Here is a 12,771-nt window from a genome sequence, read left to right on the forward strand (position 1 = left end):
TTCTGGGGCTGTGGTTACTGCACAGCCCCATTTTGAAAAGGAGAAGAAATTGAAATTAGGAGCAAGAATAAGAAAAATCCGTATGTTTCGCAACATAACTCAAAAGGAATTGGGACGCAGATTAGGATATGGGGAAAGTAGTGCGGATGTGAGAATCGCCCAATATGAAAGTGGACAGCGTACACCGAAGCAGGAAACGCTTATCCGGATAGCAGAAATATTGGAAGTTGATGTCCGAAATTTTTTAAGTCCTGGAATTGCGACAATGGACGAATTAATGGAAACTTTATTCTGGATGGATGAAGAAAATAGAGGGCTTTTTCATCTGTTCCTGCTAAATGATTCAGAAAGTGAAATAGTTGGAATCACAATGAGGGATAAAAAAACAATGTCTTATCTGCAGGAATGGATGGGGAAAAAGCAGAAATTGGGCGATGGAAGAATCACAGAAGAGGAATATCTGGAATGGAAACTGCATTGGCCAGAGAATAAGAGAAAAACAGAATATAAAACCGTATGAAGTAAAAAGGAATTGCTTTGCGGAGAGTTACCTGTTAGAATATTACTGGAGTAACCGTGTACAGGGTTGGTAAAAACCTCCTGGATTTTCAGATTCCGTTAAGGGATACAGAAGAAGGGAGGTGGAGCGAATGGATACATACGAAGTCTTGAGCTTATTGTTCTTAGGCGGTACGTTTCTGATTGCTTTGCTTGCCTATTTGGATAATAGGGACAACAAGCGAAAAAAATAGCCTACCCTGTCTGCCAACAGGATAGGCAGCTCTCTTTGAGAGCAAAATAAATTAAAACCTAATCCAGGAGCATCCACCTTGTGGGCGGTTACTCTTTTCAATTAGAATATAGCATTTTCTCTCCGAAAAGTAAAGTACATTTTATGCAGCCAATTCTAAAAAGAGTAGGCTGTTTTTTTATTGACAGGAGGGAAGTTAAATGTCTAAACTACAGGACATACGAAACTTGGCGCAGGAACATGCCGTATCAGTAAGCAGTTCGCCAGGGAATTGGATGGATTATATGGATACAGCATCAAGATTATATCGGTATTCTTTTTCTGATCAGCTTCTGATTCATGCACAGCGTCCAGACGCAACAGCCTGTGCATCACTGGAACTATGGAATGAAAAGATGTTACGCTGGGTAAATCGTGGTGCAAGAGGAATTGCCCTGTTTGATGAAACCTGGCAGAATACCAAACTCCATTATGTGTTTGATATTTCGGATACCCACATGGTAGCCGGAGGCAGAAGCCCGTATCTTTGGAAGATGCAGGAACACCAGAGAGAAGAGATCCTCACCCATCTGGCAGAAGTCTATGCTCTGGAAGAAAAGGATGCGGCAACTTTGCAGGACGCATTGATGGCGGTCGCAAGGGAAATGGTCAATGACAATCTGGAGGAATACCTGGATGGATTGGAATATGCTGTAGAAGGTACTTATCTGGAAGATCTGGATGAGGTGACGATCCGCAGTGATTTCCGTCAGCTGGCAACAGACAGTGTTTACTATCTGCTTTCCAGGCGATGCGGGCTTGATCCGATGGAACTTCTGGAAGAAGAGGACTTCATGCATATTACAGATTATAACCATCTGTCAGTTCTCACCTTCCTTGGAAATGCGGCAAGCCAGCTCAGTGAGAGTATTCTGATTGATATTGGAAAGACCGTACATAAAATTTCTCTGGAAGAAGCGAGAAAAGAGGTTGAAAATTCCAATGAAAGGAATTATAATAACTTTATCACGTTAATGCGTGAAATCAAAAACCGGGATGCAGAAACGAAAAAAGAAGAAAATATTGAAAATGAAGGAGGAACCGATTATGGAACTGACATATCATCGCAAGGGAGATTACCTGTTTCCGAATCTGACCGTCGAAGAGGAAGAAGTGACGATCGGGAAATATGGGATGCTGCGGAGGACATTTCTGAAAGAACACAAGAACAGCCTTTATCAGAGCCTGTTCCTGACCGGGAAGCTGAACCGTCATCTGGAGCAGATCGAGAAAGCAGCACAGGAGAGAATGGACTGCCAGATGGAGAAATTGCTGGAGAAGAATCCGGCACCGGACAAGGAAGCAGATCCGATGGCATGGACAGCACACATGAACGCACTGATGGCAACAGCGGAAGAGAGCATCTTGACGGAATTGGTATACAGTTAGTCAAAGATACAAGAGAAGATGGATTGAGTAAAGCAGAGGAAGAGATCGCCTCTGCTTTATCTTTGCCCGAATATCCAACCGCAAATGAACAAAGACGGCAGATCGAGGAAAGGGCAGCTGCCCTTTATGCCAGAGAAATCCCGATTCCAGAGGAAGTTGTTGATGAGATCTTACGGACAGGAGGAAACCGGAAAGCCAGCCAGCTCCGGGTCATCTATAATTTCATGAGTGAACAGACACCGGAGGAATATACGGAGTTTGTGAAGCGTGAATACCGCAAAGGGGGAAAAGGCTTTCAGATTGATGGAAATGAATATTCAGTCTGGTTTGATGAAACCGGGATGCAGATCGCAGTAGGGCATACAGTTACAGACCATATCTTAGATAAGGCATTTTTATCATGGGAAGATGTCAGCGGACGTATCCATCAGCTTTTAGATCAGGGTGAATATGCACCGCAGTCTGTATTGGATGCGGCAAGAAGTAATGCAGTAAAAGAACACGCCCAGGCTCTTGCCTATATGAAAGGGGATATGGCAGAAGGAGTAGCGGAGATTGTTTTCGACGAAGAGGACTTACCACATCTTCGCAGTATCTATCCAGAGATCACGGATTATCTGGAAGAAAAATTGGAAGATCCCCAGTGGCTTTCGGAACTGGATGAAAGACTGGATGCACTGGCAGAAGCCTATGAAGAAAATCATTCCATTATGCGTTTCCATCATTATAATCCTGTAAATATCTCAAAGCAGTTTCAGAAGTTTGCGGATGAGGTCATCCCTTATCAGGCAAGGGACGGATTTGTGTGGAAAGAACATCAGATGTTTATTACGCAGGATGAGATAGATTCTTTTCTCGCAAGGGGTGGCCCTTATTCAAAAGATAGGCTCAAAACGTATTCTTTTTATCTGTTAAATGAAAATGAAAAATCCAGAACAGATTTTGTTAAAGAAAAGTATGGAGCTAATAAAAGGATTCATGCACTGCCTGATGTAGATGATTTTTATGTAAATTATGACAGGAAAGGACTGCTTCTTGCAAGAGGTGATGATAATAGCCCATATGCTTCAATTTCATTATCTTGGAAGAAAGTTGCCAATAGAATATCCTATTTGATAAGGAATGACCAGTTCCTGCAGGCAGAAGATTATGTTCATATGCCAGAATATGAACGGGAACAGATGGCGAATAAGATACTTAGTTTTTATGCTCGTCTTCCGGAAGGAATAGACAGACCATTTACCAATGACTTTTTTGGGGCTGTGTCGAGAGCAGAATTGATGGCAGTGTTGGAAAGAACAGAGCAGACAGAGGAACTGTTACAGAAGATGGATGCAGCATTGGCAGCTTTGTCATTAGATTTTGAGGCGTATGGGACAAACTATCAGCAGAAAACAGAACTTCTTTCAGAACTCCACCAGTATGCAGAAGGAACCTATACGATATTTCCGACACCGGAAGCAGAACCGTCTTTTGTGGAACCATCCGGGCACCAGATGACCATGTTTGATTTCTTAGATACGAAGGCAGTGGCAGAACCGACCGTAGTAGATATGTCAGATGTGGAGAAAATAGAAGAGGAAGAGGTTACTGCCGAAGAATCTATTCTGAAAAGTCAGGAACAGGAAAAAGCTGTGTTAGAACCACATAACTTCCGTATCCAGGATAATGACCTTGGGGCAGGCGGTCCGAAAGCAAAGTATAAGGCAAATATGGAAGCCATCCATTTGTTACAGACTTTGGAGAAAGAAGAACGTCTGGCAGCACCCGAAGAACAGGAAATCTTATCCCGTTATGTTGGCTGGGGTGGCATCCCACAGGCATTTGAGGAGAATAACAGTAGCTGGGCGAATGAGTATCTGGAATTAAAGAATACCTTATCGCCAGAAGAATACAGTGCAGCAAGGGCATCGACCTTAAATGCTTTTTATACATCCCCGACCGTGATCCGAAGTATGTATGAAGCACTGGAAAATATGGGACTGAAACAGGGAAATATCCTGGAACCATCGTGTGGAGTCGGTAACTTTATGGGACTGATTCCGGAGAGTATGGGCAAAGCCAATATGTATGGTGTGGAACTCGACCCGGTTTCGGGCAGGATCGCAAAACAGCTTTACCAGAAAAACAAGATTGCCGTGCAGGGATTTGAGGAAACCAGTTATCCGGACAACTTTTTTGATTGCGTGATAGGTAATGTTCCATTTGGGGCGTATCAGGTCAGTGACCGCAGATATGACCGGCATCATTTTATGATCCATGATTATTTTATTGCAAAATCCCTTGATCTGGTGCGTCCCGGTGGCGTAGTTGCAGTAGTAACTTCCAGTGGAACGATGGATAAGCAGAATCCGGCAGTGAGACAGTATATCGCAAACCGGGCAGAATTGCTTGGAGCTATCCGATTACCGAATAATGCGTTCCAGAGAAATGCTAATACCAGTGTTGTTTCTGATATTTTGTTTTTCCAGAAAAGGGACAGGGCATCCATTGAGGAACCGGAATGGTTAAATCTAAAGGAAACACCGGAAGGTTATTCGGTCAATGCTTATTTTGCAGAGCATCCGGAAATGGTGCTTGGTGATTTTACTACAGACAGTACCCAGTACGGAAAGCAGGAAGTGACCGTAAAACCAAAAGAAGGCATTACCTTAGAAGAACAGTTAAAAGAAGCGATTAGGAATATCCATGGCACGATCACGGAACTGGAACTTTCGGATACAGAGTTGGAAGAGGATGTTGTCTCTATCCCGGCAGACCCGGATGTAAAGAATTTCAGTTTTATCGTAGTGAATGAGGAAGTCTATTACCGGGAAAATTCTGTGATGAACCGCATGGAGCTTCCGGCAATGACAGCGGAACGTGTCAAAGGGATGGTGAAGATTCGTGATGTTACGAATGAACTGATCCGGTGTCAGATGGAAGAGGGAAGCGATGAACAGATCACAAAGCTGCAGGGAAAACTCAATGAAGAATACGATACCTTTACAGCAAAATATGGTCTTATCAGCAGCAATGCCAATAAGCGGGCATTTAGTCAGGACAGCAGTTATTGTCTTTTGACTTCTCTGGAATTTCTGGATGATAAGGGAGAACTGAAACGGAAAGCGGATATTTTTACCAAAAGGACGATCCGCAGGGCAGAAACCGTAACTTCCGTGGATACTGCCAGTGAAGCACTTGCGGTTTCCATTGGTGAGAGGGCAGGCGTTTTCCTTTCCTATATGGCACAGCTTTCCGGGAAAACAGAAGAGGAGCTTACCGAAGAACTGGCAGGGGTGATCTTTAAGAACCCGATCGGTGAAAAATGGGAGCCATCGGACGAATATCTGTCTGGAAATGTGAGGGAGAAACTTCAGATCGCCAAACAGTTTGCAGAAGATCACCCGGAATATCAGGTGAACGTGCAGTATTTGGAGCAGGTACAGCCAAAAGATCTGGATGCGTCAGAGATTGAGGCAAGACTTGGGGCAACCTGGATCTCCGAGGATTACATTACACGGTTCATGGCAGAAACATTCCATACACCAAGATATTATGTAGGGAGCAAGGTCAAAGTCCAGTATGCCGAAGTGACCGGACAGTGGAATGTTATGGGAAAGAATGTGGACAGCTACGGAAATGCTCTTGTTACTTCTACTTATGGAACACAGAGGGCCAATGCTTACCGTCTTTTGGAAGATGCCTTAAACCTTAGAGATACCAAGATCTATGACACGGTACAGGATGCCGATGGGGAACACCGGGAGTTAAACCGGAAGGAAACGATGCTGGCACAGCAGAAGCAGGAGCTGATCAAAGAGGAATTTAAGGAGTGGATATTTAAAGACCTGCACCGACGGGAAGATCTCTGTAAGATCTATAATGAACGATTTAACAGCATCCGTCCACGGGAATATGATGGAAGCCATATTCAGTTTGTCGGCATGAACCCGGAGATCACCTTGATGCCGCATCAGAAAAACGCAGTGGCTCATGTGCTGTATGGAAATAATACGTTACTGGCTCATTGCGTAGGAGCAGGAAAGACGTTCCAGATGATCGCAGCCGGTATGGAATCAAAACGGCTGGGACTCTCACAAAAGAATCTTTATGTTGTGCCAAACCATCTGACCGAGCAGTGGGGCAGTGATTTTCTACGTCTCTATCCGGGAGCAAATATCCTGGTGGCAACGAAGAAAGACTTTGAGCCGGCAAACCGAAAACGGTTCTGTTCCCGTATTGCGACAGGGGATTATGATGCCGTGATCATCGGCCATACGCAGTTTGAGAAAATCCCTCTTTCAAGAGAACGGCAGATTGCCATGCTGGAAGATCAGATCGCAGATATTACGTTTTCCATTGAAGAAGCGGCACATCAGGCAGGGCAGAATTATACCATCAAGCAGTTGGAAAAAACAAAGAAGAGTCTGCAGGCGAGGATGAAGAAACTCAATGACCAGACCAGAAAGGATGATGTAGTAACTTTTGAGCAGTTGGGTGTAGACCGGCTGTTTGTGGATGAGAGCCATAGTTTTAAGAACCTTTTTTTGTATACAAAAATGCGGAATGTGGCGGGTATCTCACAGACGGATGCACAGAAAAGTTCGGATATGTTTATGAAATGCCGGTATATGGATGAACTGACAGGCGGCAGAGGAATCACCTTTGCTACAGGTACTCCTGTATCAAATAGTATGACCGAGCTTTACACTATCATGCGTTATCTCCAGTATGACACACTCATGCGTATGGGTATGGGACACTTTGATTCCTGGGCGGCAACGTTTGGGGAGACAGTAACTGCAATCGAGTTCGCTCAAGTATTATAGGCATATGGAAGCAATTTTAATTCCATACAGAAATACGCTAAAAAACAAAGAAAAAGGAAATGTTGGAACAGACAGGAAGCAAGGAAGCCAGAAATAGATATGGATTAGCAAAGAAAAAAGGCAATAAATGAAGCATAAGTGAAAAGCGACAGAAGGTGCGAAAAGCATTTTCTGCTACCTCTTTCAACATTTAAAATGATAATGTAAAAGTAAGTGTTTGTTTAAGATAGTAATTTGAAAAAAGTTGATACTAAAAAAACGAAATACACAAAAACTACAAGAAAAACTGATAAAATAAAAAAAACGGAAAATAAGAGGTAGCTAAGAATGAAAAAAATTTTAATTATAGAAGATGATTTGGATATTCAAGAGCTGATACAGTTTTTTTTAGAGGATCAAGGGTATGAAGTGATTACGGCATCTGATGGAATAGATGGTATTGCGGTTTTTCTGAAAGAACAAATTGACTTGATACTGCTCGATATTTTACTTCCTAAAATGGATGGGTATGCAGTTTGTGAACTAATACGAAAAGAATCGGAAGTACCAATCATTATGATAAGTGCATTGGGAAGAGAAGAAGACCAGATAAAGGGATTTGAAATGCAAATAGATGACTATATCCCCAAGCCGATTTCTCTTCCAATTATGATAAAAAAAATAGAAGCTGTTCTGCGTAGATATGAAGGAGTAGATATAACAAAAGATCACGAGTTAAAATACAGAGAGATAATATTGATTGTAGGAAATTATCAAGTGAAAATAGGGAAAAAGTTAATTGATTTGACACAGAAAGAATATGAAATTTTGAAAGAATTGATTGAAAATCAGGGATGCGTGATAACAAGAGAGAGCTTTTTAAATCGTCTATGGAAATATGAATTTGAAGGTGAAGAACGTGCAGTTGACAATCATATCAAAAATTTGCGGAGAAAATTGGGAAAAGCAGGGGATTATATAAAAACGGTAAGAGGGGTGGGGTATCGAATTGATAAAGCTAATTAGAGAACATTTGTCTACAAAAATATTTATAATTACAGTATGCTTATTGATTACTGTTGGTAGTGCGATTTATGGAATGGTTGCATTGGGGATGTCACGGAGCTATTTTTTAGAGTTGGATAGAAGTTTGAGTAATCAGACGGAAAAAATGGTACTTCAATTATCGAATACTTCAGTGCAGGAAATAGATGGAATATTAAAAATGTTTGCATTGGAGCATGGGATTTCTATTGTCTTAAAAGATAGTGACGAAAAGGTACTTGGTATATATGGAGATATGGAATATTCACTGGCTCCTGGAACAGATGTAGAAGATATTCTGTTAGGCAGTGGGATAACGGAATCTTATTCCTGTAAGTTAACGAATGGAAAAACATATTGGATTCAAGTGTTTGGAAACAAGGAGAAAGTAAATATTGGACTGGAATCATTAAAAAGAATTTTACCTATGTTGGGGGCTATGACTTTTTTGGCAGCATTAGCTATTGCTGCTTTATACACAAAATATATTACGCGTTCAATTTTAAAGGTGAGTGAAGTTTCAAAAAAAATGGCAAATCTTGATTTTCGAGTTCGATATACAGAAGACCGGAGGGACGAGATTGGAATTTTGGGAGAAAATCTGAACGAACTTTCGGAAAAATTAGAGAGTGCTTTGGATGAATTGAAAGAAAAAAATACTGATTTAGAGAAAAGCATCAAACTTGAGCAGCAACTGGAACAACAACAAATGGCTTTTTTTTCAGCTGTTTCGCATGAATTAAAAACTCCGATTACAATTCTAAAAGGACAAATTCAGGGAATGTTATTAGAAGTAGGGGGATATAAAGACCGAGATAGATATTTAAAACGTTCTTTTGAAGTAGCTAATTCCATGGAGAATATGGTGCAGGAAATTCTGTATGTTTCAAAAATTAGAACATCGGGATTTGAGTTGAAATTGATAGATATACCACTTCACCAACTTGTTGAGAATGTGATTAAGGAACAGGAAGATATGGCTATTGATAGGGGATTACAGTTTCATATACGAATAGAAGAATCAACTTGGATACGGGCAGATGAAGCTCTTTTCACGAAGGTCATAAGTAATGTGGTAGGAAATGCAATTAAATATACGAATGAGGATGGAAATATATGGGTTGGAGTGTATAAAAGAGGTGAAGAAATAATTTTTTGGATTGAAAATGAAACGGAATCTATTGATGAGAAAGAAATTCCAAAATTATGTGATGCATTTTATCGTATTGATAAATCCAGAAATAAAAGAACTGGTGGAAGCGGCTTGGGATTATATATTACAAAAATGATTTTAGAACAGCATCAGTTTCCTTATTGTATTGAAAATACAGAAAAAGGCATAAAAGTGGAAATAAGATGTTATGAACCAACCAGAAGGCTGTTGTGACGGAAAATCACAACAGCCTTTTTATACATATAAAATACATAAAAAAAACGGGAAAATCATACATTCAATTTTTATAATATAAAGAAAAAATATGTAATGGAGGATTTTTTATAAATGAAGAAAAAAATATGTATAGTATTATGTTTGGGTTGTATAGGAACCGTATCAGTTGTTGGGTGCAGCAATAAAAATTTTGATTCAAAAGTAACAGGGGATAATCAGACAACTACCGAGAATGTATCTGATATACTGAATGATCAAGAGAAAAAAGAAGGCGGTTACGAGAACGAGTCAAGTAGTAATGCTGATGACAAAGAGAACTCAGCGGACGATTCAGAAGTGTTGGCAAATGCAGATTTGCGTGGAGCTGTTTTGGAATTTTCAGACACAGGATGTAATATCAGCATAGGGACGCAGACGGATGATGCAGAAATGGTTCCTGCTCCGGGAGCGGTTGTTGAAGAAATGAATCAGGTGAAAATAGTATATGGAGAAAATACCTATTTTCAGATTTCTCATTCAACGATGACGGGTATTACGCTTGAGGATTGCCGGAAAGAAGAAGTGAAAAAGCAGTCAATGCTCTATCTGTATGGGGATTACCAGGAGGATGGTACGTTTTTGGCTAAAAGGGTAATTATTGACCGATTTGAAAAGGAAGGAGAATGGGAATGAATTTTGCAGAAAGAGCATTCCGCTACCTTTTCAGGAAAAAAGGAAAAGCGATTATCTTGTTTTGGGTATTGCTTATTACCGAAACAATGATTTTATCTACTGTCACTATATTACGGGCATCCGAAGTAGCAAGAATTGAACTATTAGGGAAATCAAAAGCGAAATTGTTGATCGAACGGGAAAAAGCGGAGGAATTGTTTACGGATGATGAATACAAAAAACTTGAGAAACTGGAAAATGTGAAGGCGGTAAATCGAGTAGCAGAAGTGCAGTTATATCCAATGGATTTTAAAATTATAACGAAAAGTGAGAGTGTTGATGCAGACAACCAAAAATTGCGCATAATGGCCTACGATAGCCTTGAAGATGATGGCCCATTTGCTGACGGGCAAATTCATCTGACGAAAGGAAAATATCCTCGCAAAGAAGGTGAAATAGTAGTAAATCAGTTTCTTGCAGAAGTAAATCAATGGGAAATAGGGGAAACTGTTTGTTTCAAATCTCATTCAGGTGAACAATCACAGGCAAGCATATCAGGAATCTATATTTCGGGTATAGAAGAAAAGCAAGGGAAGGAACCATTAGCAGTAAACAGAATTGAAAATACAATTTATGGAAAACCCGAGTTCGTATGTCATTTACAAGAAACGTGCGGATATGAAAACTTAATCGTATATGTAGATAATCCAGAGCAGTTGAGCAGAACACAGCTAGAAGTAACACGCATTTTGAAAAACTATAGAGTGATGAAAGCAGATAACCTGTTTCAGAAAATGGAAATTCCGCTCTTACAAGTTGTTAGGGTTGTAAAAATGATGTTGGGATTATCGGTTGTATCGTCTGTACTTGTAATAACATTGCTTTTGTCTATGTGGATGAGAGCCAGAAAGAAAGAAATAGCAATTTATGTGAGTCTTGGAAAAACAAAAGTAGATTTGTTTATGCAGATTATTTTGGAATGCTTTTCAGTATTTGGATTTTCTACAATAATAGCTCTTTATACTGGAGATAAGATGCTGATAGTATTGGAAAAGTTTTTAGATTGGAAAAGTATTGGGGCTTTTACATCTATGCAAATATATGCACAAAATAAAGATATATGTTATCTCATATTATCAGGAACAATAATTTTATTGCTTTCTATTTCTATTTCACTTTTTCCAATATTATGTACAAAGCCAAAAAAAATTTTAGCAGAAATGGAGGGATAACATGAATGTTTTACAAAGAGGAGTACGTTCAGTGTTAAGAAAACCGATAAAAAGTATTATTCTATTGTTTATTGTAATTGTTATGAGTGGCCTATTTTTAGGTGCTATGGCAAGCCGTTCAGCAAGTATTTATACACAAGACGCTACAAGACAGGCAATAGGGGCTACCTTTCGCATAGAAGGAAATGAGGAGAATAGGAGAAAGCGATTAGATCAGGCAATGGATGTACTGGGTGATCGGGAGGGCAGTTATGGAGGAGTTACTCATAAATGGTTAGAAAATGGGGCGGATATGGTAGTTACAGATAACTCATTTGAGACGGTTAAGGAAGATGATGTAAAAAAAATAGCTCAGGTGGAGGGGATTGAGGAATATAATTTGATAACAATAGCAACTGTTGTGAATCCGGTCAATTTTTCGAGAATAGAAGATTCAGATATGGATCAAAGTACGGATGTAGGCGGTGTCAACCTACGAGGTAATCGCATAATGGAAATGGATATGGACGTATCTGCAGGTAAGATTTCACTGATTGAAGGAAGAATGATTGAAAAAGATGACAGGGATGTTTGTGTCATCTCGAAAGAATTGGCAGAACTAAACCATTTAAAAACTGGGAACTTATTAAAGTTTAATGATTACCATGACAAAGAACATTCCACAATATACAGTGCCGAGATTATCGGAATTTATGAAACAAAGCAAGAACGAAAATCTATTATGTATGGGGATTCTTATCGTCCAGAAAATACAATATTTACGGATATGAGTTTCCCGGAAAAACCATCCGGAAATGAAGGAAATCCTTTCTATCAGTATGCTATATTCAAAGTCCAAAATGCAGGGAAGTACGATCAAGTTAAAAAGTCTGTACAGAAAGCGAATATAGATTGGTCACGATATGACTTAATTGATAATAATGGAAATATTAAAAATATGACAGAAAATTTTGGGCAGATGGATCAGATGAGTATGGGATTATTACTAATAGTTTCAGTGTCAGGTCTTGTGATTTTAGTTTTAGTTTTTCTGTTTTGGATAAAAAATCGTACGCAAGAAATAGGAATTATGATGTCACTTGGAAAGTGCAAATTTGAAATATGGGTACAGTTTTTATGGGAAGCAGTAATGATAAGTATTATAGGGATGTTGTTATCCTTTGCAATTTCCCCAATTATTGCAGAGACTTCAGCTTCATATTTAGCGAAAGAAACGCAGACCTTAAGGTTAGAACAGCAGGAACAGGAAAATACTGGTACCTATATAGATGGATATATTGCACCGGATTTAAAAATACAAGATGTGGAGGTTCATATAACGAAAGAAATGGTTCTGATGGATATTGGGATGATATCAGGTATTTTGATTATTGCAGTATTAGTAGCAGGAATCACGATAATGAAGAAAAGGCCGAAGCAGATATTAAGTGAAATGAGCTGAATAACGGGGTAGGAGGTTATAGAAATGAGTAAAAATGCAGGAAA

The 12,771-nt window shown here is 39.7% G+C and carries 8 protein-coding genes; all 8 read left to right on the forward strand.

From position 1 onward, the window contains the following. Window positions 1–49 precede the first annotated feature (49 nt). The 8 genes from EYS05_RS13400 (at window position 50) to EYS05_RS13430 (ending at window position 12,727) form a co-directional block, all read left to right on the forward strand. On the forward strand, window positions 50–520 hold the full coding sequence (locus EYS05_RS13400) for a helix-turn-helix domain-containing protein (RefSeq protein ID WP_114002924.1): 471 nt from the start codon (window positions 50–52) through the stop codon (window positions 518–520). Window positions 521–650: 130 nt separating this feature from the next. After that, window positions 651–752 carry a putative holin-like toxin gene (locus EYS05_RS17745; protein WP_015524590.1) on the forward strand — a complete coding sequence of 34 codons (102 nt, stop codon included), beginning with the start codon at window positions 651–653 and terminating at the stop codon, window positions 750–752. 199 nt (window positions 753–951) lie between these two features. Continuing rightward, window positions 952–6,990, forward strand: coding sequence for an Eco57I restriction-modification methylase domain-containing protein (locus tag EYS05_RS18215; RefSeq protein WP_138277350.1), 6,039 nt, complete (start codon window positions 952–954; stop codon window positions 6,988–6,990). A 327-nt stretch (window positions 6,991–7,317) separates the two neighbouring features. Continuing rightward, entirely contained in the window at window positions 7,318–7,995 is a 678-nt protein-coding gene (locus tag EYS05_RS13410) for a response regulator transcription factor (RefSeq protein ID WP_055056588.1), read from the forward strand. Further along, window positions 7,979–9,400 carry a HAMP domain-containing sensor histidine kinase gene (locus EYS05_RS13415; protein WP_138277351.1) on the forward strand — a complete coding sequence of 474 codons (1,422 nt, stop codon included), beginning with the start codon at window positions 7,979–7,981 and terminating at the stop codon, window positions 9,398–9,400. Before EYS05_RS13410 ends, EYS05_RS13415 begins: the two co-directional genes overlap by 17 nt. A gap of 114 nt (window positions 9,401–9,514) precedes the next feature. Beyond that, on the forward strand, window positions 9,515–10,075 hold the full coding sequence (locus tag EYS05_RS13420) for a hypothetical protein (RefSeq protein WP_055056590.1): 561 nt from the start codon (window positions 9,515–9,517) through the stop codon (window positions 10,073–10,075). Next, window positions 10,072–11,286, forward strand: coding sequence for an FtsX-like permease family protein (locus EYS05_RS13425; protein ID WP_055056591.1), 1,215 nt, complete (start codon window positions 10,072–10,074; stop codon window positions 11,284–11,286). The genes EYS05_RS13420 and EYS05_RS13425 overlap by 4 nt, the downstream gene beginning before the upstream one ends. Before the next feature lies 1 nt (window position 11,287). After that, entirely contained in the window at window positions 11,288–12,727 is a 1,440-nt protein-coding gene (locus tag EYS05_RS13430; RefSeq protein WP_055056592.1) for an ABC transporter permease, read from the forward strand. Window positions 12,728–12,771 lie beyond the last annotated feature (44 nt).

Source organism: Blautia sp. SC05B48, from assembly GCF_005848555.1.
Taxonomy (GTDB): Bacteria; Bacillota; Clostridia; order Lachnospirales; family Lachnospiraceae; genus Blautia_A.

Excerpts from the sequence above, each read along its gene's own strand:
- EYS05_RS17745 (WP_015524590.1), top strand. The coding sequence starts at position 651 with ATGGATACATACGAAGTCTTGAGCTTATTGTTCTTAGGCGGTACGTTT.
- EYS05_RS18215 (WP_138277350.1), top strand. The coding sequence starts at position 952 with ATGTCTAAACTACAGGACATACGAAACTTGGCGCAGGAACATGCCGTA.
- EYS05_RS13430 (WP_055056592.1), top strand. The coding sequence starts at position 11,288 with ATGAATGTTTTACAAAGAGGAGTACGTTCAGTGTTAAGAAAACCGATA.
- EYS05_RS13410 (WP_055056588.1), top strand. The coding sequence starts at position 7,318 with ATGAAAAAAATTTTAATTATAGAAGATGATTTGGATATTCAAGAGCTG.
- EYS05_RS13420 (WP_055056590.1), top strand. The coding sequence starts at position 9,515 with ATGAAGAAAAAAATATGTATAGTATTATGTTTGGGTTGTATAGGAACC.
- EYS05_RS13425 (WP_055056591.1), top strand. The coding sequence starts at position 10,072 with ATGAATTTTGCAGAAAGAGCATTCCGCTACCTTTTCAGGAAAAAAGGA.